We start from the raw sequence: 23,767 nt of genomic DNA, 5'->3' as shown, positions 1-23,767 counted from the left end.
GGTGCGGGCGGGCGGCCCCGGTGCGGGGCGCCCGCCCGCACCCCGGTGTCACCACATGGACGGCTTGCGGTCCGCCCACGGGCGGGCCCGCTCCAGCTGGGCGGAGAGCGCGATCAAGGTGGCCTCCTCGCCGTACCGGCCGGCCAGCATCACGCCGATCGGCAGGCCCTCGGCGTTCCACTGGAGCGGGACGCTCACCGCGGGCTGGCCGGTGGCGTTGTAGAGCGCGGTGAACGGGGTGAAGGCCCCTATGGCGGCGAACTCGGCCTGCGGATCGGCGTCGTTGCGCAGTGCGCCGACCGCCACCGGGGGCGCGGCCACGGTCGGGGAGAGGATCACGTCGTAGCCGCCCGGCGGCATCAGCCCGTCCGCGAGGGACTGGGCGAGCATCCGGAAGGCGTGCAGCGACCGGGCGAAGTCCGTGCCGGAGACCTCCTCGCCGCGGGCGCGCAGATAGCGGGTGAGCGGCATCAGCAGCTCCTCGCCCTCCGGCGGCACGGGGCGGCTCGCGGCCAGCACCGACCAGACGCGGGTGAAGGCGAGGAGGAGGCCGTCGTCGGAGGGCAGCGACACCTCCTCGACCTCGTGGCCGAGTCCGGACAGCAGTGCGGCGGTGTCGGCGGTCGCCGTACGGCAGTCGGGGTGGACCTCGACCCCGGGGACGGGCGGTTCGGTCAGGCAGGCGATCCGCAGCCGCCCCGGCTCCCGGCCCGCGTACGCGGCGAAGGTGTCGCCGGGCGGCAGCGCGGGGGCCGCGAACGGGTCGCCGGGCATGGGCCCCGCCAGGACGTCCAGCAGCGTGGCCGCGTCGGCGACCGTACGGGCCAGCGGGCCCGAGGTGGCCAGGCCGGAGATGTCGTGCAGCAGGGGGCCGCTGCTGATCCGGCCGCGGCTGGGCTTGATGCCGAACAGCCCGCAGACGGACGCCGGAATGCGGATCGAGCCGCCGCCGTCGCTGGCGTGCGCGAGCGGGGCCAGTCCGCCGGCCACGGCCGCGGCCGCGCCGCCGCTGGAGCCGCCCGCCGAGAGTTCGGTGTTCCAAGGCGTGCGGGCGGGCGGTGCGAGGCCGTTCTCGGTGTAGCAGGGCAGGCCGAATTCGGGGGTGTTGGTCTTGCCGAGCAGGATCGTGCCGCCCGTCCGCAGCTTGCCGACCAGATGGTCGTCGAGCACCGGAACGTTCCCGTCCAGCGCCCGGGAGCCCATCGTGCAGCGCACCCCGGCGACCTGGTTGAGGTCCTTGACCGGGACGGGGACGCCGTGCAGCGGGGGCAGCGCGCGGCCCTCGCGGCGGGCCGCGGCGGCCTCGCTCTCCGCCTCCGCGGCCTGCTTGCGGGCGATCTCCGGGGTGCGGGTGAGGAACGCGCCGAGTGTCTCGTCGAGCCGCTCGATCCGCGCCAGGTAGTGCTCGGTGAGTTCCACGGGGGAGATGTCACCGGACCGGATCCCCTCGGCCTGCTGGAGCGCGGTCAGATCGTGCAGTTCGGCCATGGACGTCCACCTTCTCCTGGGAGTGCCTCCCCCGCGCTCCGGGCGGGGGAGGGTGCCCGTGCGGCCCGGTGCCGTACGGGCGGTACGGCCGATGCCCGCCGGGCGCGAGGCCGGTGCGGGCGGACGGCCCCGTGCACAGTGGTTCCTGTTGATGCAGGTTGCGTTGATGCGGTCTGCGGTCTGCGGTCTGCGGTCTGCGGCGTGGTGCGGTTTCTGCCGTGGCAGTTTCCCGGACGGACCGTAAAGGCCGTATATGAACGGACGGTTCGGGCGCCGTCGGGAGTGTCGGGGAGAGCGGCGAGGGTGTTCCCGGGGCGCCGGTCACCGCGCCGCCGCGGCACGTATCAGCTGGGCGTTGTCCTGCGCCGGCCGGCCGTCGGGCAGCAGGAGGGTGTCCTCTAGGCCGATGCGGGTGTCCAGGCCCAGCTCGCCGGCGAGCCGCAGCACCGGCCAGGCCCCGCCGTCCTGGCCGTGCAGCAGCACCGGGCGGCCGGGCGCGGCACCGGCCAGCGCGGCGAGCAGCTCGCGTGCGGTGTCCGGCGCGGAGCCGGCGTCGGTGTCGGTCACCTCCGCCAGCACCCGCAGCACCCGGGGCGCGAGCGGGGAGCGGCCGAACCGTGCGGCGCCGGAGGCGCCCGACCAGATGCCGGCCTCGATGCCGACGCCGCGCTCCAGCAGGGCCGCGGCGAGCTCCTCCGCGCCGGGCTCGTGCCAGTTGACCGAGGCGTGATCGGGCAGCACCGTCCAGGACGCGACCCGCGCCGACCGCTGCCCGAGGTCCGGCTCGGCCCAGGCGCCGGTCGTCACCCCGACCGGGACGTCCACCACCGCGCGGATCGCCTCCAGGGCCGCGGCCACCACCCGGGGCGCGAGCGAATCCTGGCCGCACGGGGTCTTCGGATGGACATGGACATCCTCGGCACCGGCCGCCACCGCCTGCCGCGCGGCATCGGCGAGCGCGGCCGGTGACATCGGCACCGCACCCGAATCGGCCGCGGTCCGGGGGCCGTTGAGACAGACCTGAAGCATGCCTCGATGATGGCAGAAGGGTCTGACAACGCTCCCGGACCGCGGTCCCTCCCACCGGTGCGCCCACCGCGCCCGGCGGCTTCGGGCCGCGGCTCAGGCCGCCGCGAACGCCCCCGCGTCGGGCACCCGGTCGGCGGCCATCAGCGCCTCGGGGGTGAGCACGGACACCGGCGCGAGCACCCCGCACTGCCGGCAGGCCGGCCCGGCCGCCGGGTGGTTCATGGACTGCGGGAGCCAGCTGAAGCGGGTGCCGCCGCACACCGGGCAGTCGCGGCGCGGCCGGCCCGCCTCCATCGCGGCGATCATGTTGCGGAGCACCGCCGCGAGCGGGGCCGCCGGGTGCCGTTGCGGCGACTCGCACGGCACGATGTCGCAGCCTCCCCAGGTCCGCCGGTGCCACTCGTCGAGGGCACCGGGCTGCCGGATGCCGTCGTGCTTCTCCCTGCGGCGCCGTGCGGCGCACTCCTCCTCGTACGCGAGCCAGAGGGCGCGGGCCTCCTCCAGCTCGGTCAGCGCGGCCACCAGCCGCGCCGGATCCGGATCGCGGTCCTGGGTCGCGATACCGGCCCGGGTGCACAGATGGTGCCAGGTCGCCCGGTGCCCGTAAGGGGCGAAGCGTTCAAGGCACTTGCGCAGCGCGGTGCGTCGGCGGTTCGCGACGAGTCGTGGATTGCGGACCTGCTCTGCGAGGGCTCTGAAACCGGCCATTTCATCCCACCTCCGTGGGGAGGATCCGACTGGACGGAGATGAGACGTAGCCGGCCCCCAGTTGGATCCATCGAATTTTCTTGCGGTTTCGGCGGGTGGGATCAGGGGGCGGGCGGAGTCCGCGTGCGGGGTGCCCCGCGGCGCGGAACGGAGGGCCGGTGGCGCCGCCCTTCCGGTGCGCGGTGGCTCCGTCGCGCCCGAATACCCGCGCGCGGAGGCTCCGTCGCGCCCGAATACCCGTGCGGAGAGAAAAAGTTGACTGTTGCTCATCTTCCGGCCGGGGATAACCGCCGGTAACGTCCCGCCCACCCTTCCCCAGGCTCCGGAAGAGCAGGGGGGACCCCCACCGAGGAGCAGGTATGCGACGACGTACCGGAAGGCTCAGGACCGCCGCGGCGGCGGCCCTGTTCGCCTTGGGTGCCATGGTCTTGGCACCGCCCCCCACCGCGGCCTCGGCCGCCGCACCCCAGGACGCCCACGACTACTGCCAGGGCCAGTGCAACGACATCCTGCCGCCCGGCGCCACCGGCAACGCCACCCTGGTCGAGATCCTCGGCAACAAGCTGTTCGGCACCCACCCCGAGCACTCCACCGACCAGCTCGGCCCCTACAGTGCGATGTCGAGCGGCTACCAGTCGCTCACCGACGACACCCTCACCCGGTTCTTCAACGACGCCTCCTTCGGCGTCCCCCAGGACCAGGTCGGCAAGGTCACCACGCCCCGCGACGACGTGACCATCACCCGGGACAAGAAGACCGGGGTCCCGCACATCAAGGGCACCACCCGCTACGGCACCGAATACGGCGCCGGCTACGCCGCGGGCCAGGACCGGCTCTGGCTGATGGACCTCTTCCGCCACATCGGCCGCGGCGAGCTGACCTCCTTCGCCGGCGGCGCACTCGCCAACCAGGGCCTGGAGCAGCAGTTCTGGCCGCAGGCGCCGTACACCGAGGAGGACCTGCAACAGCAGGTCGACTTCATCAGGGACCACAACGGCGAGCGCGGCAAGCAGGCCATGGCGGACGCCCAGGCCTACGTCGACGGCATCAACGCCTACCGCGAGCAGTCCAAGAACGGCCGCTACTTCCCCGGCGAGTACGTCCTCACCGGCCATGTCGACGCGATCACCAACGCCGGTGAGATCCAGCCCTTCAAGCTCACCGACCTGATAGCCCTCGCCTCCGTCGTCGGCGGGCTCTTCGGCAACGGCGGGGGCGGCGAGGTCCCCTCGGCCCTCGCGCTGCTCTCCGCCCAGCAGAAGTACGGCGTGGAGAAGGGCACCGCGGTCTGGGAGTCCTTCCGCGAGCGCAACGACCCCGAGGCCGCCAAGACCCTGCACGACGGCAGCAGCTTCCCGTACGCGGTCAAGCCGGCCAAGGCCAAGGGCACCGCGCTGCCCGACCGCGGCTCGGTCACCGCCGAACCGCTGGTCTTCGACCGCACCGGCGCGGCCACCGTCAAGAGCGGCACGCCGCCGCGCGACCCGGTCAAGGCCCCCAAGAAGTACAAGAAGCTGGAAGGCCTCTTCAAGGACGGGGTGCTGCCGAAGGGCAGCTTCGACCCCACCCAGCACCGCGGGATGTCCAACGCCCTGCTGGTGTCCGGCAAGCACACCGCCAGCGGCCACCCCGTCGCCGTCTTCGGCCCGCAGACCGGCTACTTCGCGCCCCAGCTGCTGATGCTCCAGGAGATCCAGGGACCCGGCATCAGCGCCCGCGGCGCGTCCTTCGCGGGGGTGGGCATGTACGTCCAGCTCGGCCGCGGCCAGGACTACGCCTGGAGCGCCACCTCCGCCGGCCAGGACATCACCGACACCTACGCCGCCGAGCTGTGCAACGCGGACGGCTCCGCGCCCACCAAGGACTCCACCTCCTACCGCTACCGCGGCGCCTGCGTGCCCATGGAGAAGCTGGAGCGGACCAACTCCTGGAAGCCCACCGTCGCCGACCCGACCGCGGCCGGCTCCTACCGGATGCAGGTCTTCCGGACGAAGTACGGCATCGTCACCCACCGCGCCACCGTCAACGGCAAACCCGTCGCCTACACCGCGCAGCGCTCCACCTACCGCCACGAGGCCGATTCGATCATCGGCTTCCAGATGTTCAACGACCCGTCCTACGTCACCGACGCCGCGTCCTTCCAGAAGGCCGCCTCGCACATCGGCTACGCCTTCAACTGGTTCTACGCCGACTCCCGGGACATCGCGTACTACAACAGCGGCCTCAACCCGGTCCGCGACCCGGACGTCGATCCGTCGCTGCCGGTCACGGCGGACGACGCCTACGAGTGGAAGGGCTACGACCCCGCCACCAACACCACCGACTACACCCCGCCCGCCCAGCACCCGCAGTCCGTCGACCAGGACTACTACATCTCCTGGAACAACAAGCAGGCCACGGACTACGACTCGGCGGGCTTCGGCAACGGCTCGGTGCACCGCGGCAATCTGCTGGACGACCGGGTGCGCGCGCTGACCAAGAGCGGCGGGGTGACCCGGGCGGCGCTGACCCGCGCCATGGGGGAGGCCGCCGTCACCGATCTGCGCGGTGAGGACGTGCTGCCCGAGCTGCTGCGGGTGCTGAACAGCAAGCCCGTCACCGACCCGGCGCTGCGGACCGCGGTCCAGCAGCTGGAGGCCTGGCGCAAGGACGGCGCCCAGCGGAAGGAGACCGCCGCCGGTTCGCACACCTACACCCACCCCGAGGCGGTCCGCCTGATGGACGCCTGGTGGCCGCTGATGGCCGAGGCGGTTTTCAAGCCCCGGCTGGGCGGCGACCTCTACGACGCGCTGCGCGCCAACCTCGCCGTCGACGAATCGCCGTCCGCCGGCCACGGACCGACCGGCGGGCACGCCGGCTCGGCCTTCCAGTACGGCTGGTGGAGCTATGTCGACAAGGATCTGCGCGCGGTGCTCGGCGACCCGGTGCAGGGCCCGCTCGCGGAGCCGTACTGCGGCGGCGGCGACCTGTCCGCCTGCCGCGACACCCTGCTGACCACCCTTCAGCAGGCGGCCGGGAAGACCGCCGAGCAGGTCTACCCGGGCGACGACAGCTGCAAGGCCGGCGACCAGTGGTGTGCGGACGCGATCATCCAGCGCGCGGTGGGCGGTCTGACCCACGACACCATCAGCTGGCAGAACCGGCCGACCTATCAGCAGGTCGTGGAATTCCCCGCACACCGGTAACTCCCCAGCAGCTCATCGGCGTACGGGTCGCTGCGCGCCCGCGGCCCGTACGCCGGAGGGGACGGCCGGTACGGCCGGTACGGAAAAGCCGGGATTTATTTGACCATTCCACAGCCACGAGAACGCATCCCGTATTTTCCGGAAGAAACCCCCAGTAATCCCGGCGGTGGCAGGGCGGATTTTCCCTGGGGTTATGCTGCACCGTTCTGCATTCCAGGGACGGGAAAGCGAGTAGGGGCGCATGGCTTTGTTAGGTCCGCAGCAGTACCCGCCGGAGTTGCTGGACACCACCATGGACCAGCTGCGCACGCTGCTCGTCGTCCACGAGGCGGGCACCGCGCTGGGCGCCGCGCGCCGGCTGGGCCGGGAGCAGTCCAGCGTGCAGAAGCAGCTGGACACCATGAACCGCACCTTCTCCGGGCTGTGCGGCGAGGAGTTGGTGCTCAAGCAGGGACGCGGGCAGAACGCCCTGTTCACCGCGACCGGCGAGGCGCTGGTGGAGCTGGCGCGGCGCACCCTGGGGGAGTGGTCGGACGGGGTGCGCGACGCCCGCCGCCGGCTGGGCCGGACGCTGTCCGTCGGCACCACCCGCTATACGCTCGGCTTTCTGCTGGACGCGGTGGAACGCGTCAGCGAGGATTTCGAGCGCGACGACGTCGATCTGAAAGTGACGCATGTCCGCACCGGTGACCTCTTCGCCAAATTGCGGGCCAAGGAGCTGGACCTGGTCTGCGGCAGCGTGGTCGTCACCGAGGGCAGAGAAGCGGAATTGTTTGGTCCGTACGAGGTCATGGAATGGCGCCGCAGCGGGCTCTCCCTGCTGACGAACCTGCCGCCGGAGGCGCTCCCCGGCACCTCCTTCGGAGCCCGCGACCTGCCCGGGCTGCCCCTGGTCGTCTCGGCGCGCGGCCTGATCGACCGCTTCCTGAGCTCCTGGTACGGCCCGGAATACCGGCAGAAGCTGACCATCGCGGCCGAGATCGAGGCCGCCCACTACGGCTTCGAGCTGCTGCGGTCCGGGGTGGTGAACGGGGCGATGCTGGTCACCCGGGGCATCGGGGAGGCGGCCGCGGACGGCCGGCTGCCGGAGGCCGGCGGGCTGCGCACCCTGGAACTCGTCGGGGACGTGGGCCCCCGGACCGAGGTGCTGGTCGGGGTGTTCACCCGACGGGGCGAGCGCGGCTCCTACGCCGCCGGCCACCCGCTGAACCTCCTGTGGGAGGCGCTGTCGTGGGAGAGCGGCCGGTGGTGGTTCCGTTCCTGACGGGGCGTCGTGTTCCGCCGATCCGACGTGCCGTCAGAAACCGGTCGTGGCGCCCGCCCGGTGGCGGACCGGGGTGCCGTACGCTCGTTCCCGACCAGAGGCGCCTGGGGCGGGACAACACCGGGGGGACTCCCGTGACGGAAACTCAGCAGACCACCGGGGCACCCCTGGCGGCCACCGCCGACGCGCCCGGCCCGGTGCGGCGCAAGCGGCTCATCCCCGTGCTGTGCGCGGTCGCCGCGCTGGCCTATCTCCTCGACCTGGGCAGCAAACTGCTGGTGGTGGCGAAGCTGGAGCACCACGACGCGGTCCAGGTCGCCGGCACCCTCCTTCAGCTGCGGGTCATCCGCAACCGCGGCGCCGCCTTCGGCTTCGGCGAGGCGATGACCATGGTCTTCACCGTCATCGCCGCGGTCGTGATCACCCTGATGGTGCGCCTGGCCCGCAAGCTCTACAGCGTGCCGTGGGCCCTCGCGCTCGGCCTGCTGCTGGGCGGGGCGCTGGGCAACCTCACCGACCGGCTCTTCCGCACGCCCGGCGGATTCCAGGGCGGGGTGGTCGACTTCATCGCCCCCGCCCACTTCGCCGTCCTCAACCTCGCCGACGTGTCGATCTGCTGCGGCGGATTCGTGGTGGTGCTGCTCGCCTGCCGCGGCCTGGACCCCGACGGCACCGTCCACCGCGCCCCGGGCGTCCGCCGCACGGCCCCGGCGCGCTCTCAGCGGTAGCGCAGATAGCGCGTCCGCACCGTCCGGAAGCGCCGCAGCCCCTCCTGCCAGGCCGCCACGATCTCGTCCGGCTCCGCGCCCGCGTCGGTCATCGTCCGCACGGCCGAGGAGCCGGTCAGCCGGTCGATGCCGTGATCCGGCCGCCAGGCGAAGCCCTTCCAGACCCGCTTCGCGGTCACCAGGAGGCCGATGCCGGTGCGTACCGGGTCGAACGCCTCGGGATCGTGGACGTGCAGCTGGACGCCGCCGATCGTGGTGCCCTGGAACTTGGAGAAGGTGGGGGCGAAGTAGGCCTCCCGGAAGTGGACGCCGGGCAGGCCCAGTTCCGTGGCGGCCGCGGCCCACCGCCGGTCGATGCCGTCCGCGCCCAGCAGCTCGAACGGGCGGGTGGTGCCGCGTCCCTCGGAGAGGTTGGTGCCCTCGAAGAGGCAGGTGCCGGCGTAGACGAGGGCGGTGTCGGGGGTGGGCATGTTGGGGCTCGGCGGCACCCAGGGCAGGCCGGTCGCCGCGAAGAAGTCGCCGCGCCGCCAGCCGGTCATCGGCACGGTCTCCAGCTCCACCGGGCGCCCGGTGGCCCGGGGCACGAACTCGCCGTTGAACAGCAGCGCCAGCTCGGCCACCGTCATGCCGTGCGCCTGGGAGATCGGCTCCCGGCCGATGAACGAGGCGTAGGCCCGGTCGAGCACCGGGCCGGTGGCCGCGCGGCCGGTGACCGGGTTCGGCCGGTCGAGCACCACGAAGCGCTTGCCGGCGAGGACCGCCGCCACCATGCAGTCGTAGAGCGTCCAGATGTAGGTGTAGAAGCGGGCGCCGACGTCCTGGATGTCGAAGACGACGGTGTCCACACCGGAGGCGGTGAAGACGGCGGCGAGTGCCTCGCCGGTCTTGTTGTAGGTGTCGTAGACCGGCAGCCCGGTGGCCGGATCGTCGTAGCGCCCCTCGGAGCCGCCGGCCTGGGCGGTGCCCCGGAAGCCGTGCTCGGGGCCGAAGACGGCGGTCAGCCGCACCCGCTCGTCGGCGTGCATCACATCGACGAGGTGCCGCAGGTCCCCGGTGACCCCGGTGGGGTTGGTGACGACGCCGACCCGGTGGCCGTCCAGGAGGCGGTAGCCGTCGGCGGCGAGACGGTCGAAGCCGGTGCGCACCCGCCGCCGGGTGCCGGGTGCGGGCCGGGCGGCGGCCGGTCCGCCCGTCCCCGCGGTCAGCGCCGCCCCGGCCGCTCCCGCCGCCAGCCGCCCGAGCAGAACGCGTCTCGACAGAGCCATCCGCACACCTCCGTGATCAGCCGTCGCACCCACCGGATCCGTGTCGTGTGCACGCTAACGCGCGGGGGGGCGATGCGGAACGCGCCCGGCCGTGCGCACCTCCGTCCCGTGGTGCGAGACCGCGGACGCGCCGTGGCGCGCGGACCCGGCCGTGACGGGAACGGCCCCTTTCGCCGAGACATACCGACTGGTTAGTCTGCCTGCGAGCCGATTCGGCGCGACCGAGGGAGACACCGCAGTGGAAGCCGTACGGGACAAGGCCGTTGTCGTCACCGGGGCGGGCGGGGGGATCGGCGCCGCGCTGGCCCGCCGGTTCGCCGCCGAGGGCGCCCGGGTCGTGGTCAACGACCTCGACAAGGCCAAGGCGGAGCGGACCGCCACGGAGATCGGGGCGTTCGCGGTCGCCGGGGACGCCTCCGGGATCGTCCCGGCCGCGCGGGAGGCGCTCGGCGGTGCCATCGACATCTTCTGCGCCAACGCCGGGGTCGGCACCGGCGGCGGGCCCGAGGCGTCCGAGGAGGACTGGACGCTGGCCTGGGACGTCAACGTCATGGCCCATGTCCGGGCCGCCCGCGCGCTGCTGCCCGAGTGGCTGGAGCGCGGCAGCGGGCGCTTCGTCTCCACGGTGTCCGCCGCCGGCCTGCTGACCATGGTGGCCGCGGCCCCCTACAGCGTCACCAAGCACGGCGCCTACGCCTTCGCCGAGTGGCTCTCGCTGACCTACCGTCACCGCGGCATCGACGTGCACGCCATCTGCCCGCAGGGCGTCCGCACCGACATGCTGGCCGCCACCGGCGCCGCCGGCGACCTGGTGCTCACCCCCACGGCCGTGGAGCCCGAGGACGTCGCCGAGGCGCTCTTCGCGGCCATGGCCGAGGGCCGCTTCCTGGTCCTGCCGCACCCGGAGGTCGGCGGCTACTACGCGACCCGGGCCGCCGAGCCGGACCGCTGGCTCGCCGGGATGAACCACCTCCAGCAGAAGTTGGAGCAGACCGAGGGCCGCGCCTGACCGGGCAGCGCCCCGGAGGCGGAATCCGCCGCACGGACGGGGCGGCACGCCGGCCGGGCCCGGTGCGCCACCCCGCCACACCCCAGGTGTCCCCCCGCAGGGATGATCAGGCGATCAGGAAGAAAGGGCCGCACCCGATGACCTCCTACCAGGACAAGCCGTGGCTGGCACAGCTCACCGACGCCCAGCGCGCCCCCGTCCAGCCGCCCCCCTCGGCGCTGCACGCCTTCCGGGCCGCGGTGGGCCGCGTCCCCGACCGCACGGCGCTCGCCTACTTCGACGGGCGGCTGTCCTACGCCGAGACCGACGCGCTCTCCGACGGCATCGCCGCCCATCTCGCCGGACGCGGCTTCCGGCGCGGCGACCGGGCCGCGGTCATGCTCCAGAACACCCCGCACTTCGTGCTCGCCGTGCTCGGCGTCTGGAAGGCCGGCGGGGTGGTGGTCCCGGTCAACCCCATGTACAAGTCCGCCGAGATGCGGCACATCCTGGACGACGCCGAGGTCACCGCCGTCATCTGCGCCGACCGCATCTGGGACGGCTTTCTGCGGCTGCTCGCCGACGGGGCGCCGTCCGTGCGGATCGCGCTCACCGCCTGGGAGCGGGACCTGCAGACCCGCGACGACCGGCGGGTGCTGGGCGGCGAGCGGCTCGGGCCGCAGGAGGGCGCCGACGACCTGCTGACCGTCGCCCGCACCACCGGACCGATCCGCGCGGTACCGGCCGACCCGCGGCTGACCGCCGACGACCTCGCGCTGATCAGCTACACCTCCGGCACCAGCGGCACCCCCAAGGGTGCGACCAACACCCACGGAAACATCACCTACAACGCCGAACGCCAGCGCACCGGCCTGGGCCTGCCCGACGGCGCCACCTACTTCGCGCTCGCCCCGCTCTTCCACATCACCGGCCTGGTCTGCGAACTCGCCGCCTGCCTCGCCAACGCCGGCACCCTCGCGCTGGCCTACCGCTTCGAGGCCGGCGTCGTCCTGGACGCCTTCCTGGAGCACCGGCCCGCCTACACGGTCGGCCCCTCCACCGCCTACATGGCGCTGATGGCCCACCCCGAGGTGACCCGCGAGCACTTCGCGTCCTTCACGACCCTGTCCTCCGGCGGCGCACCGCTGCCGCCCGCCCTCGTCGAGTCCTTCCGCACCGGTTTCGGCCCCTACCTCCACAACGGCTACGGCCTGACCGAGTGCACCGCCCCCTGCGCCAGCGTGCCGCCCGGCCGGCGGGCGCCGGTCGACAAGGTCTCGGGCACCCTCGCCGTCGGCGTCCCCGGCCCCGACACCGTCGTCCGGATCATCGACGAGCAGGGCCGCGACCTGCCGTTCGGCGAGCCGGGGGAGATCGCGGTGCGCGGCCCCCAGGTCGTCCCCGGCTACTGGCGCCGCCCGGACGCCACCGCCCAGGGCATGCCGGACGGCGAGCTGCGCACCGGCGACATCGGCTTCATGGACGCCGAGGGCTGGCTCTATGTCGTCGACCGCAAGAAGGACATGATCAACGCGTCCGGCTTCAAGGTGTGGCCGCGGGAGGTCGAGGACGTGCTCTACAGCCACCCGGCGGTGCGCGAGGCGGCCGTCGTCGGGGTGCCCGACGCCTACCGCGGCGAGTCGGTCAAGGCGTACGTCAGCCTGCGGCCGGGGAGCGCCCCGGAACCCGCCGAGCTGGCCGCGTACTGCAAGGAGCGGCTCGCGGCGTACAAATATCCCCGGGAGGTGGAGATCCTGGCCGAGCTTCCGAAGACCACCAGTGGCAAGATCCTCCGACGGGAGCTGCGCCACCGCGCATGAACGAGAGCACGAAGGAGCAGGTGAGGGCGATGGCCGGCACGAAGGACGGCAACGGCGGCGGCGAGGTGAAGCCGGTGGCCCAGCGGCTGCTGGCCACCGCCACCCGGCTCTTCGCGGAGCAGGGCTACGACCGCACCTCCGTCCAGGAGATCGTCGATGCGGCGGGCGTCACCAAGGGCGCCCTCTACCACTACTTCGGCTCCAAGGACGATCTGCTGCACGAGGTCTACGGCCGGGTGCTGCGGCTCCAGCAGGAGCGGCTGGACCACTTCGCCGACGCCGACGCGCCGGTCGAGCAGCGGCTGCGGGACGCCGCCGCCGATGTCGTCGTCACCACCATCGAGAACCTCGACGACACCAAGATCTTCTTCCGCTCGATGCACCAGCTCGGCCCGGAGAAGGACAAGCAGGTGCGCGCCGAACGGCGGCGCTACCACGAACGGTTCCGGGCCCTGGTCGAGGAGGGCCAGCGCACCGGCGTGTTCGCCGCCGACATCCCCGCCGACCTGGTCGTGGACTACCACTTCGGCTCCGTGCACCACCTGGGCACGTGGTACCGCGAGGACGGACCGCTCAGCCCGCAGCAGGTCGCCGACCACCTCGCGGAGCTGCTGCTGCGGGCGCTGCGGCCCTGAGCGCGCACGGCGGGGGCCCGCGACCACCGGCGGTCGCGGGCCCTCGCCGTGCCGGCTGCCGGCTAGAGGTACCGCTTCAGCTCCCGGCGCGCCAGCGACCGCTGGTGCACCTCGTCCGGACCGTCCGCCAGCTGGAGGGTCCGGGCCCCGGCCCACAGCTCCGCCAGCGGGAAGTCCTGGCTGACCCCGCCGGCGCCGTGCAGCTGCACCGCCTTGTCGAGGATGTCCACCACCGTGCGCGGGGTGGCGATCTTGATGGCCTGGATCTCGGTGTGCGCGCCCTTGTTGCCGACGGTGTCCATCAGCCAGGCCGTCTTCAGCACCAGCAGCCGCAGCTGCTCCACCGCCACCCGGGCATCCGCGATCCACTCCTGGACCACGCCCTGCTGCGCCAGCGGCTTGCCGAACGCCGTACGGGCCACCGCGCGGCGGCACATCAGCTCGATGGCGCGCTCGGCCATGCCGATCAGCCGCATGCAGTGGTGGATCCGGCCGGGGCCGAGCCGGGCCTGGGCGATGGCGAAGCCGCCGCCCTCCTCGCCGATCAGGTTGCCCGCCGGCACCCGTACGTCGTGGAAGACCACCTCGGCATGGCCGCCGTGGTAGTGGTCCTCGTAGCCGTAGACCTGCATGGCGCGCCTGACCTCCACGCCGGGGGTGTCGCGCGGCACCAGGATCATCGACTGCTGGCGGCGGGGGTCCGCGCCGTCCGGGTCGGTCTTGCCCATCACGATGAAGATCTGGCACAGCGGGTTCATCGCCCCGGAGATGTACCACTTGCGGCCGTTGAGGACATAACTGTCGCCGTCGCGTGCGATACGCGTCTCGATGTTGGTGGCGTCCGACGAGGCGACCTCCGGCTCGGTCATCGCGAACGCCGAGCGGATCTCCCCGGCCAGCAGCGGCGCCAGCCACTGCTTCTGCTGCGCCTCGTCGCCGAACTGCGCCAGCACCTCCATGTTGCCGGTGTCCGGCGCCGCGCAGTTCAGCGCGGTGGGCGCCAACTGGGGGCTGCGGCCGGTGATCTCGGCGAGCGGCGCGTACTGGAGGTTGGTCAGCCCGGCGCCGTGCTCCGGGTCGGGGAGGAACAGGTTCCACAACCCTTGCCGGCGGGCCTCGGCCTTCAGCTCCTCGACGATCGCCGGGGTGTCCCACGGCGAGGCGAGCGCGGCCCGCTGCTCATGGGCGGTCTGCTCGGCCGGGTACACGTGCGCGTCCATGAACGTCAGGAGCTTTTCGCGCAACTCCTCGGTCCGGGCGTCGAATGCGAAGTCCATGGGTGCCTCAGCCTTCCTTGAGGGTGGTGAGTCCGTGCTCGATGAAGACCGGGACCAGCTCGCCGATCCGGTCGAAGCCGGCGCCGACGGTCTGGCCGAGCGTGAAGCGGTAGTGGATGCCTTCGAGGATCACCGCGAGCTTGAACCAGGCGAAGGCGGTGTACCAGGCGAGGGCGGAGACATCGCGGCCGGAGCGGGCCGCGTACCGCTCGATCAGCTCGACCGGCGAGGGGTGGCCCGGGGCGCCGCTGGTGGTGCTCACCGGGGACTGCGGCAGGCCCAGGTCGGAGCTGTACATCGCCAGCAGCCCGAGGTCGGTCAGCGGGTCGCCGAGCGTGGACATCTCCCAGTCCAGGACGGCCTCGATGCCGTCCCCGGCGCCGACCAGGACGTTGTCCAGGCGGTAGTCGCCGTGCACGACGGTGGGCGCGGGGGAGGCGGGCAGCGCCCGGCCGAGCGCCGCGTGCAGCTCCTCGATGCCCGGCAGCGCCCGATTCTTCGAGGCGGCCAACTGCTTTCCCCAGCGCCGCAGCTGGCGCTCCAGGAAACCGTCCGGCCGGCCGAAGTCGCCGAGCCCGGCCGCCTCGGGGTCCACCGCGTGCAGCTCCACGAGCGTGTCGACCAGGGAGAGCACCACCGCGCGGGTGCGCTCGGGGCCGAGCGGTGCGAGCTGCGCGGCGGTGCGGTACGGGGTGCCCTCGACCAGCTCCATCACATAGAAGGGCGCCCCGATCACCGACTCGTCCTCGCACAGCAGCAGCGTCTCGGGCACCGGAACCGGCGTCTCGTGCAGCGCGCTGATGACCCGGTGCTCGCGCCGCATGTCGTGCGCGGTCGCCAAGACGTGGCCCAGCGGCGGGCGGCGCACCACCCAGGAGCCGGTGCCGTCGGTGACCCGGTAGGTGAGGTTGGACCGCCCGCCCTCGATCAGCCGCGCCCGCAGCGGCCCGGCGGCCAGCCCCGGCCGCTCCCGGTCCAGATGCGCGCGCAATCGTTCCAGGTCGAGGCCGGGAGGCTGCTCCCGGCCGGAATCCGGCGGGGGAGGGGTGCCCTTGCTCATCGTGCTCCTCCATGCGGAGTGGACGGTCCATCGGTCACTGGCCACGATCATGCCGACTAGTCGGTATGGAGTCCAGTGGCCCGGCGTGGGGCGTCCGTCACGCAGGGGATTTCCCGCCACCGCCGGTGCCCGGGGGCGCCGCCGGAAGGGCCGGATCAGGCGTGGCAGGCCATCGGCACCCCGCCGTTCATCGCCGTCATGTCGCCGAAGGCGGCGATCGGATCGAGCGGCGCCCCCGGCGCCCCGCCCGCCAGCTCCGCGTACGCCCGGTGCAGATTGGCCACCAGCCGCTCGCTCTCGGCCAGCTCGGCGAACGGCCCGAGATCCGTCTCGCGCGCCACCTCCAGCGGCGTCCGCCCGGCCGCCCGCCCCTCCTGCGCCAGCTCCCCGACGAACCGCAGGTAGCGCTCGATGCCGTCGTACACCTCGGGGCCGGTCACCGGGCCGTGCCCGGGGACGACGGTGACCGCGTCCAGGGAGCGCAGCACCTCCACCGCGCGCAGCGATCCGGTCAGCGACCCCATCAGGACGAACGGGGTGCCGCCGTGGAAGACCAGGTCGCCGGCGAAGACGATGCGCTGCCGGGGCAGCCAGACCACGGTGTCGCCCGTGGTGTGGGCCACCCCCGGGTGGATCAGCCGCACCTCGATGTCGCCGGCGTGCAGGGTCAGTTCGTCGGTGTAGGTGACCTCCGGCGGCGTCAGCCGGATGTCGCCGTACTCCACTTCCGGCCACACCGCGTGCAGTTGGTGCCCGGCGGCCAGCAACTCCCGGCGGCAGGAGGCGTGCCCGACGACGGTCGCCTCCGGGGCGAAGACGGCGTTGCCGTAGGTGTGGTCGCCGTGGTGATGGGTGTTGACCAGCACGCGGGGCGCCGGCGCGCCGCTCGCGGCGATCCGCTCGCGCAGCAGGCGGGCCCGGCGCTCGGTGGCGGCGGTGTCCACGACCAGGGTGGCGTCCCCGTCGGTGACGAAGCCCGCGTTGTTCAGGCACCAGCCGCCGTCCGGCTGGATGAACGCATGGACCCCGGCGGCCAGTTCCGTGAGATACGGCTCGGGGAGGTCGGCCCCGGCGGCGGGCGGCCCCTGCGGGCCGGTGGTCCGGGCCGGGTCCGGCTCAGCGGAGTGCCGCGCCGGTGTGGTCCCTGCCGTGTTGTCGCCCATGCGGGTGTGTCCCCTCGTCCGATGACCCGTCAGCCCCCGTGGCCCGGCCGGGGTGCGGGTCCACCCCGTGGCCGCGGGGGTCGCGTCACGGTATCGCCACCGGCCGCCGCGGCGGCGCCGCGCCCCCGGCGTCACCACCCGGGCCGCGCCAGGAGCACCCCGCCGCACAGCGCCGGCGCGAGGGTGCAGCCGACCAGCAGCAGGGCGGTCCGCGGCGGCAGGGCCGGCGGGCGGCCGCCGGCCATCGCCCGCATCCGGCCGTGCGCCAGCGTCACGAACGCCAGCCACAGCAGCCCGATCACCACCACCAGGACCACCTCCACCGCTCCCGGTGCCCGGCTGCCCAGCAGCTGGCGGCCGGCCAGCACCGCCGTCGCGGTGGCCGACAGCGTGGTGCGCCGCCACGCCAGCCGGGTCCGCTCCGGCTGGAGTCCGGGATCCCGGTCGGTGGCCGCCCGCGGTGCTCCCTCGTCCGGCTCCTCGGGCCGCGCCGTGTCCGCCACCGGTCAGTCGGTCCGGCCGAGCAGCACCAGCACGACCAGCGCCGCCGCCAGCGCGCCGACGGCCAGCGCCAGCGCGGTGGGGAAGCGGCTGACCGGCAGGTCCTCGCCGCGCCGCATCGCCCGCTCGCAGCGCACCCAGTGGTTGACCGCCCGCAGCGCGCACAGCGCCCCGCCCACCAGCAGCACCACGGTGCACGCCAGCCGCAGCCACGGATGCAGCCGGGGCAGGAACTGATCCACCGCGAACCCGCCGCCGATCAGCGCCAGCCCGGTGCGCAGCCAGGCCAGGAAGGTGCGCTCGTTGGCCAGCGAGAAGCGGTAGTCGGGGGTGGTGCCCTCCTCGCGGATCCGCGCCGGCGCCCACCACAGCCGCACGGTCCGGCCGGCCGACCGCAGCCCTTCAATGAGGATCATGGCCGAAACCCTAGCGGCCGCATCCGCCCGCGCCCCGGTCGCCTCAGAGGTCCCCCGCCTCCCGCCGGGCGAGCAGCTCCCGGTAGGCGGCCAGCCCGTCCGGCGTCCACGGCCGCACCCCCAGCTCCCGGGTGAGCTCCTCCTCGGTCAGGAACGCGTACCAGTCGATCTCCGCTTCCTGCGGGGCGACCGGAAGGGTGCAGCGCACCTGGTAGACGGCCGACCACCAGGTGTGCTCGGGCGTCTCGTAGAGGAACTTGAACAGGGGCTCGGGCCGCGGCAGCCCGCGCACACCCAGCTCCTCCTCCGCCTCGCGCAGCGCCGCCTCGTCATAGCTCTCGCCGGTGCCGACCACCCCGCCCACGAACATGTCGTAGTGCGAGGGGAAGACCAGCTTCTGCGGGGTGCGGCGGTGCACGAAGATCCGGTCCTCGGCGTCCCGGGCCAGGACGAAGGCGCAGCGGGTGCGCATCCGGCGGGCGTAGGCCGCACCGCGTGGGGCCTGGCCCACGACCTGATCGTTCTCGTCCACGACGTCGAGGATCTCGTCCGCGTTGAGCGGTTGCTGATCGGTCATGGAGCCATGCAACCACCGGGGGAGGGGGCCGCACCCGGCGGGGCGCCCGCCGCGCCGTCCGGCCTCAGCGCGGCTCCAGCTCCCGCTCGTCGGTCCGCCGGCCGGCCCCCGGCGGCATCGCCGGATGGCTGCCGATCAGCACGATGCCCGCGACGACGGCCACGATCCCGGCCACCTCCCAGGCCAGCGCCCCGGCCGTCACCTGGAGCCGGTCGCCGAGGAAGCCGACCCCGCAGGCGATCCCGGCGAGCGGCTGGGCGGCGGTCAGCGCGGGCAGCGAGAGCCGCAGCGGCGCCGACTCGAAGGCGCTCTGCACCAGCACCAGCGCCAGCACCCCGAGGACGACGATGGCGTACGGCTGCCAGCTGGTCAGCAGGGCGCCCCAGCCGCCGTGCCCGAAGCGCTCCCCGCTGATCCGGGTCAGTGCGTCCTGGAGGCCGTAGATCAGCCCGGCGGCGATGCCCAGCAGGGCGGCCTCCAGGCTCACATGCACCCGCTCCCGCTTGGCGACCGCGGCCAGCAGCAGGGCGGAGCCCAGCACCACGCCCATGATCAGCCACTGCCAGGTCTGGTCGGCGCTGCTGCGCCCGCCCTGCGGACGGCCGGCCACGATGAACGCCGTCACCCCGCCCGCCAGCAGCCACAGCCCCGCCCAGCCGCTGCGCCCCAGCCGCTGGCGGGTCAGCCGCCGGGACAGCGCCATGGCGAAGAGCAGATTGGTCGCGAGCAGCGGCTCGACGAGCGTGATGTCGCCCATCCCCAGCGCCATCGCGCCGAGCGCCATCCCGACCACCATCAGCCCGATACCGGCCACCCACAGCGGCATCCGCACCAGGTCGAGCAGCAGCCGCACCGACAGGAAGTCCTTCATCGGGGCGTGCTGCGCCGCGGCCTGCTGGAACACGAAGCCGAGTCCCAGACAGCAGGCCGCCCCTAGGGCGAGCAGTATCACCGTCACGTCGCACCTCGTATCGCGCGGGGTGGGGGATTGCGCCTGAGGATAGTCATCCGGCGTCGGGCGTGGGGTGGCCCTCGTCACCCACCATTCTCCCGCGCGTCGCGGTGTACCGCGCAGTAACCCGTGGTTGACGCGGCAGTCGGGTGCGCTGAGGATCGTTGCACCACGGCGGCCGGGGCGCCGGGCGTGCCCCGTTGAGGAGTAGCAGATGGCGTACGACGCTGATGTGATCGTGATCGGAGCGGGGCTCGCGGGGCTGGCGGCGACCGCGGAACTGGTGGATGCCGGGCGCAAGGTGATCCTGCTCGACCAGGAGCCCGAGCAGTCCCTCGGCGGGCAGGCGCACTGGTCCTTCGGCGGGCTCTTCCTGGTGGACTCCCCCGAGCAGCGGCGGCTGCGGATCCGCGACAGCCAGGAGCTGGCCTGGCAGGACTGGCTGGGCACCGCCGGCTTCGACCGGCCCGAGGACCACTGGCCGCGCAAGTGGGCCGAGGCCTACGTCGACTTCGCGGCCGGGGAGAAGCGCGCCTGGCTGCACCGGCAGGGCGTGCGGTTCTTCCCCGTCGTCGGCTGGGCCGAGCGCGGCGGCTACGGCGCGATCGGGCACGGCAACTCCGTCCCGCGCTTCCACATCACCTGGGGCACCGGGCCGGGGCTGCTCGCCCCGTTCCTGCGGCGGGTGCGGGCCGGGGCCGCCCGCGGGCTGGTCGAGCTGCGCTTCCGCCACCGGGTGACCGGACTGTCGCGCAGCGCCGGGGCGGTGGACACCGTCAGCGGCGAGGTCCTGGAGGCCTCGGACGTCGCCCGCGGCCGCCCCAGCAGCCGTGAGGTGGCCGGCGCCTTCGAGCTGCGGGCCCAGGCCGTGATCGTCACCTCGGGCGGTATCGGCGGCAACCACGGACTGGTGCGCGCCAACTGGCCCGAGCGGCTCGGCAAGCCCCCGCGCCGGATGCTCTCCGGGGTGCCGGCGCACGTGGACGGCAGGATGCTGGGCATCGCCGAGGCGGCCGGCGGCCGGCTCGTCAACCGCGACCGGATGTGGCACTACACCGAGGGCATCGAGAACTGGAACTCCATCTGGCCGCAGCACGGCATCCGGATCCTGTCCGGGCCGTCCCCGCTGTGGCTGGACGCCCGCGGCCGGCGGCTGCCGGTGCCGCTGTTCCCCGGCTTCGACACCCTCGGCACCCTCGAACACATCCTGTCGACCGGCCACGACCACACCTGGTTCGTGCTCACCCAGAAGATCATCGAGAAGGAGTTCACCCTCTCCGGCTCCGAGCAGAACCCGGATCTGACCGGAAAGAGCGTCCGCGGGGTGCTGGGCCGGGCCGGGGCCGGCGCGCCCGGACCGGTCCAGGCGTTCATGGACCGGGGCGCGGACTTCCTCGTCGAGCGGTCGCTGACGGACCTGGTGCGGCGGATGAACGCACTGACCGTGGAGCCGCTGCTCACGGAGGAGGCGGTGCGCGGCGAGATCGTGGCGCGCGACCGGGAGATCGCCCACGCCTTCAGCAAGGACCTCCAGGTCACCGCGGTGCGCGGGGCCCGCAAGTACCTCGGCGACCGGCTGATCCGCACCGCCGCGCCGCACCGGCTGCTCGACCCGAAGGCCGGCCCGCTGATCGCGGTACGGCTGCACATCCTCACCCGCAAGACGCTCGGCGGCCTGGAGACCGACCTCTCCTCGCGGGTGCGCACCGAGGACGGCACCGCGCTGCCGGGCGTGTACGCGGCCGGCGAGGCGGCCGGTTTCGGCGGAGGAGGGGTGCACGGCTACCGCTCCCTGGAGGGCACGTTCCTCGGCGGCTGCCTCTTCTCCGGGCGCACGGCGGGGCGGGCGGCGGCCCGGGCGGTGTCCTGACCGGGGCGGTTCCCCGAGCGGGGCGGACCGGGGGAGCGGGGGCCCGGCGGAGGGGCGGGGCGAGAGCGGCGGGCGGCAGCGGGTCCGGGTGGCTCGCGCGCCCAATACCGTGATACGTAAGGGGGGTTGGCGGATCCAGCCATTCCCCTTCCCGTCTTGACGCGCGGCTCTGCGTACCGCTTTGCTGTCCGTGATGACTGGTGCGGACCACGTCATCACCCTCTGTAGAGGCGCGTGCGGATCCGGTCCCACCCCGCCGAGGACGGCTCGGCGCGGCGAGCGGCCGGTGCGGCGCGCCATGGAGCCCGCTGACCCGTGATCTCGATTACCCCTGTCCCCCCGTCCCCGTCGTCGCCCCCGGCGCCCGGCCCCTGCCCGGACCTCCGGGCCCTGGCCCCGGCCCTGGGCGATGCCGAACTGGCCATCACCGCCGACGCGCTGGCGCTCGGCCAGTGGGCCCGGGTGCGCACCCTGCTCACCGGCACCGGCACCGACTGGGACCTGCGCGGCCACCGATTAACCGTCCTGGCCACCTCTCCCGGCAGCGCCGCCTGGGCCGCCGACTGGCTGCTCGCCGAACCGGACAGCGGTGACGCCGCCACCCTCCTGGCGCTCGCCACCGTCCGGCTCGCGCTGCGCGGCGCGAGCAGCACCGCGGCCGCCGCCCGGGCCTGTGCCACCGCCGCCGGGATGCTGCCCGACGACCCCACCCCCTGGCTCGGCGCGCTGATCCTCGCCCGCCGCTGCGGCACCCCGGACGGCCAGGAGCACGCCTTCCGGCAGATCCGCGCCCGCCACCGCGACCACCACCACGCCCACCACCTGATGACCGCCGCGCTGGCCGAACGCCGGCCGGACGGCGGCGACAGCCCGCGGCACCCGGCGCACACCTTCGCCGCCCGCGCCGCGGAGCGCGCCCCCGCCGACTCCCCGCTGGCCCTGCTGCCCGTCGTGGCGCACGCCGAGCGCTACCGCGCACTGGCCGCCGCCGGCCTGGCCCCGCCCGACCCCGCCGACTCCGGCCACTGGTCCACCCCGCACGCCCACCAGGTACTGCGGGCCGCCTTCGACTGGTGGCTGGAGTGGGAGGGCGAGGACCATCCGCGCCGCACCATCGACCTCAACTTCCTGGCCCACGCGCTGTTCCACGAGGGGCGGATGGCCGAGGCCGCCGCGCTCTTCCCGCGCATCGGCCCGCACCCCACCCGCGCCCCGTGGTCGTACACCGGCCGCGACGCCGAGGCCGCGTTCCGGGCCGCCCGCGCCACCGCCCTGCGCAGCGCCCGGGACACCGCGGCGCACTGAACCGCGGCGGCTGATGACGAAAGTCTGACGCCGGGGCCCGGACGCTGGCCACGGAGGCCGCGCGGTGTTCGAATCGGGGCATGACCAAGGACGCGAATCCGGCCGGCGCGGCGGACGGCGGCGGGGACGGGCGTGGCTCCCCGGTGGGCCGCCGCGTCGTGCTGGGCATGCTCGCCGCCGGTGCCGCCGGCGTCGCCGCGGCCCCCTTCCTGCAGCGCGCCTACGACGAGACGCTCGGCGCCGCCGCCCAGAAGGACCCCACCGGGCTGTCCGGTCTGCTCCCGGCCGGCGGCGGCTTCCGCTACTACTCGGTGACCGGCTCGGTACCCGAGAAGGACGCCGGCAGCTACCGCCTGACGGTCGACGGCCTGGTCCGCCACCGCGCCCGCTACCACCTCGACGACCTGCGCCGCATGCCGCAGACCCGGCTCGTGCGGGACGTCCAGTGCGTCACCGGCTGGCGGGTGCCCGGCACCCCCTTCGAGGGCGTCCGGCTCTCGGCGCTCCTGGACGCCGCCGGTGTCCGCCCCGAGGCCAAAGCGGTCCGCTTCACCTGCTTCGACGGCACCTACAGCGAGTCCCTCACCCTCGCCCAGGCCCGCCGGGACGACGTCCTGGTCGCCCTGCGGATGCAGGACAAGCCGCTGGCCCACGCGCACGGCGGCCCGGTCCGCCTCTACGTCGCGCCCATGTACTTCTACAAGTCGGCGAAGTGGCTCTCCGGGATCACCGTCACCGACCATGTCGCGCCCGGATACTGGGAGAACCTCGGATATGACGTCGACGCCTGGGTCGGACGGTCGAACGGACGCGACGATGCCCCCACCACCTGACGCGCCGTCCGCACCCGCCGCGCGCCCCCGGGTGCCGCGGTTCACCCCCGCCGAACACCGGGTCCATCAGGCCACCGCCGCCCTGATGGCGGTCTGCGTGCTCACCGCGGGCTGCCTCTACCTCCCCTTCCTCGCCGAACTCGTCGGCCGCCGGGCCCTGATGGTCACCGTCCACGAGTGGTCCGGCATCCTGCTGCCGGTGCCCGTGCTGCTGGGCCCCTTCTCCCGTGCCCTGCGCGCCGACCTCACCCGGCTCAACCGCTACGGCCCGCACGACCGCCGGTGGCTGCGCTCCGCCCTGCGCCGCCGCGGCGGCCGCCCGGCCGGGAAGTTCAACGCGGGCCAGAAGCTCTACGCCGCCTGGATCGCCGGCGCCGTGCTGGTGATGCTCGGCACCGGACTGCTGATGTGGTCCACCCTCCCGCAGGCCCTCGGCCTCGTCCGGGCGGGGACCCCGGTGCCCCTGGTGTGGCGCACCGGTGCCACCTTCGTCCACGACTGGCTCGCGCTCGCCGTGATCCTCGTGATCGCCGGCCATGTCGGGAAGGCGTACGGCGATCCCGAGTCGCGCCGCGGGATGCGGACGGGCTCGGTCGACGCGCGGTGGGCCCGGCGCGAGCACCCGCTGTGGCGCCACGAGGACGGGGAACGGCGCGGAAACGGAGAGGGGCGGGACGCGCAGCGGCACCAACCCCGTTCCTGA

At 73.8% G+C, this 23,767-nt stretch carries 21 protein-coding genes; 10 read left to right on the top strand and 11 right to left on the bottom strand.

All coding sequences use genetic code 11. The features are described from left to right. Window positions 1–48 precede the first annotated feature (48 nt). The 3 genes from IEY78_RS23950 to IEY78_RS23940 form a co-directional block, all read right to left on the bottom strand. Window positions 49–1,488, bottom strand: coding sequence for an amidase (locus IEY78_RS23950; protein ID WP_189101496.1), 1,440 nt, complete (start codon window positions 1,486–1,488; stop codon window positions 49–51). A 321-nt stretch (window positions 1,489–1,809) separates the two neighbouring features. Further along, on the bottom strand, window positions 1,810–2,517 hold the full coding sequence (locus IEY78_RS23945; protein WP_189101494.1) for a 3-keto-5-aminohexanoate cleavage protein: 708 nt from the start codon (window positions 2,515–2,517) through the stop codon (window positions 1,810–1,812). Window positions 2,518–2,610: 93 nt separating this feature from the next. Next, window positions 2,611–3,225: a hypothetical protein gene (locus tag IEY78_RS23940; RefSeq protein ID WP_189101492.1), complete on the bottom strand. Its 615-nt coding sequence runs from the start codon at window positions 3,223–3,225 to the stop codon at window positions 2,611–2,613. Between the two features lie 359 nt (window positions 3,226–3,584). Between IEY78_RS23940 and IEY78_RS23935 the strand changes: the two genes are divergently transcribed. The 3 genes from IEY78_RS23935 to lspA all read left to right on the top strand — a co-directional run bounded on the left by IEY78_RS23935 (window position 3,585) and on the right by lspA (window position 8,402). Next, window positions 3,585–6,410 carry a penicillin acylase family protein gene (locus IEY78_RS23935; protein WP_189101490.1) on the top strand — a complete coding sequence of 942 codons (2,826 nt, stop codon included), beginning with the start codon at window positions 3,585–3,587 and terminating at the stop codon, window positions 6,408–6,410. A 241-nt stretch (window positions 6,411–6,651) separates the two neighbouring features. Beyond that, window positions 6,652–7,674, top strand: coding sequence for a LysR family transcriptional regulator (locus IEY78_RS23930; protein WP_189101488.1), 1,023 nt, complete (start codon window positions 6,652–6,654; stop codon window positions 7,672–7,674). Window positions 7,675–7,808: 134 nt separating this feature from the next. After that, a complete protein-coding gene (gene lspA / locus IEY78_RS23925) occupies window positions 7,809–8,402 on the top strand; it encodes a signal peptidase II (protein WP_189101486.1) in 594 nt (197 codons plus the stop codon). Here lspA and IEY78_RS23920 read toward each other — a convergent pair. Continuing rightward, on the bottom strand, window positions 8,393–9,667 hold the full coding sequence (locus IEY78_RS23920) for an exo-beta-N-acetylmuramidase NamZ family protein (RefSeq protein WP_189101484.1): 1,275 nt from the start codon (window positions 9,665–9,667) through the stop codon (window positions 8,393–8,395). The genes lspA and IEY78_RS23920 overlap by 10 nt on opposite strands. 238 nt (window positions 9,668–9,905) lie before the next feature. Here IEY78_RS23920 and IEY78_RS23915 point away from each other — a divergent pair, with 238 nt between their 5' ends. From IEY78_RS23915 to IEY78_RS23905, 3 genes are all read left to right on the top strand, one after another. After that, entirely contained in the window at window positions 9,906–10,676 is a 771-nt protein-coding gene (locus tag IEY78_RS23915; protein WP_189101483.1) for an SDR family oxidoreductase, read from the top strand. Window positions 10,677–10,813: 137 nt separating this feature from the next. Further along, a complete protein-coding gene (locus tag IEY78_RS23910) occupies window positions 10,814–12,475 on the top strand; it encodes an AMP-binding protein (protein ID WP_189101481.1) in 1,662 nt (553 codons plus the stop codon). A 29-nt stretch (window positions 12,476–12,504) separates the two neighbouring features. Next, on the top strand, window positions 12,505–13,110 hold the full coding sequence (locus IEY78_RS23905) for a TetR/AcrR family transcriptional regulator (RefSeq protein WP_189101514.1): 606 nt from the start codon (window positions 12,505–12,507) through the stop codon (window positions 13,108–13,110). 62 nt (window positions 13,111–13,172) lie between these two features. Here the strand turns inward: IEY78_RS23905 and IEY78_RS23900 are convergent, their stop codons facing one another. The 7 genes from IEY78_RS23900 to IEY78_RS23870 form a co-directional block, all read right to left on the bottom strand. Beyond that, window positions 13,173–14,387: an acyl-CoA dehydrogenase family protein gene (locus IEY78_RS23900; protein WP_189101479.1), complete on the bottom strand. Its 1,215-nt coding sequence runs from the start codon at window positions 14,385–14,387 to the stop codon at window positions 13,173–13,175. Between the two features lie 7 nt (window positions 14,388–14,394). Further along, complete coding sequence (locus IEY78_RS23895; protein ID WP_189101477.1) at window positions 14,395–15,447, bottom strand: phosphotransferase family protein; 1,053 nt, start codon at window positions 15,445–15,447, stop codon at window positions 14,395–14,397. 155 nt (window positions 15,448–15,602) lie between these two features. Beyond that, window positions 15,603–16,610: an MBL fold metallo-hydrolase gene (locus IEY78_RS23890; RefSeq protein WP_189101475.1), complete on the bottom strand. Its 1,008-nt coding sequence runs from the start codon at window positions 16,608–16,610 to the stop codon at window positions 15,603–15,605. 131 nt (window positions 16,611–16,741) lie between these two features. Continuing rightward, window positions 16,742–17,113, bottom strand: coding sequence for a DUF202 domain-containing protein (locus tag IEY78_RS23885; RefSeq protein WP_189101473.1), 372 nt, complete (start codon window positions 17,111–17,113; stop codon window positions 16,742–16,744). 3 nt (window positions 17,114–17,116) lie between these two features. After that, complete coding sequence (locus tag IEY78_RS23880) at window positions 17,117–17,527, bottom strand: YidH family protein (RefSeq protein WP_189101472.1); 411 nt, start codon at window positions 17,525–17,527, stop codon at window positions 17,117–17,119. Window positions 17,528–17,570: 43 nt separating this feature from the next. Further along, on the bottom strand, window positions 17,571–18,104 hold the full coding sequence (locus tag IEY78_RS23875) for an NUDIX domain-containing protein (RefSeq protein WP_189101471.1): 534 nt from the start codon (window positions 18,102–18,104) through the stop codon (window positions 17,571–17,573). Between the two features lie 64 nt (window positions 18,105–18,168). Further along, window positions 18,169–19,062: a DMT family transporter gene (locus IEY78_RS23870; RefSeq protein ID WP_189101470.1), complete on the bottom strand. Its 894-nt coding sequence runs from the start codon at window positions 19,060–19,062 to the stop codon at window positions 18,169–18,171. Between the two features lie 208 nt (window positions 19,063–19,270). On the opposite strand from IEY78_RS23870, the gene IEY78_RS23865 reads away from it, so the two are divergent. The 4 genes from IEY78_RS23865 to IEY78_RS23850 all read left to right on the top strand — a co-directional run bounded on the left by IEY78_RS23865 (window position 19,271) and on the right by IEY78_RS23850 (window position 23,767). Next, on the top strand, window positions 19,271–20,926 hold the full coding sequence (locus tag IEY78_RS23865; RefSeq protein ID WP_189101469.1) for an FAD-binding dehydrogenase: 1,656 nt from the start codon (window positions 19,271–19,273) through the stop codon (window positions 20,924–20,926). A gap of 324 nt (window positions 20,927–21,250) precedes the next feature. Then, window positions 21,251–22,231: a hypothetical protein gene (locus IEY78_RS23860; RefSeq protein ID WP_373294229.1), complete on the top strand. Its 981-nt coding sequence runs from the start codon at window positions 21,251–21,253 to the stop codon at window positions 22,229–22,231. Between the two features lie 80 nt (window positions 22,232–22,311). Further along, a complete protein-coding gene (locus IEY78_RS23855) occupies window positions 22,312–23,064 on the top strand; it encodes a molybdopterin-dependent oxidoreductase (RefSeq protein ID WP_189101468.1) in 753 nt (250 codons plus the stop codon). Then, on the top strand, window positions 23,048–23,767 hold the full coding sequence (locus IEY78_RS23850; RefSeq protein WP_189101467.1) for a cytochrome b/b6 domain-containing protein: 720 nt from the start codon (window positions 23,048–23,050) through the stop codon (window positions 23,765–23,767). Before IEY78_RS23855 ends, IEY78_RS23850 begins: the two co-directional genes overlap by 17 nt.

The sequence above is a fragment of the Streptomyces kronopolitis genome (assembly GCF_014646275.1).
Taxonomy (GTDB): Bacteria; Actinomycetota; Actinomycetes; order Streptomycetales; family Streptomycetaceae; genus Streptomyces; species Streptomyces kronopolitis.
The sequence above is the reverse complement of the archived record's forward strand: the minus strand, read 5'-3'. Positions and strand labels throughout refer to the sequence as shown.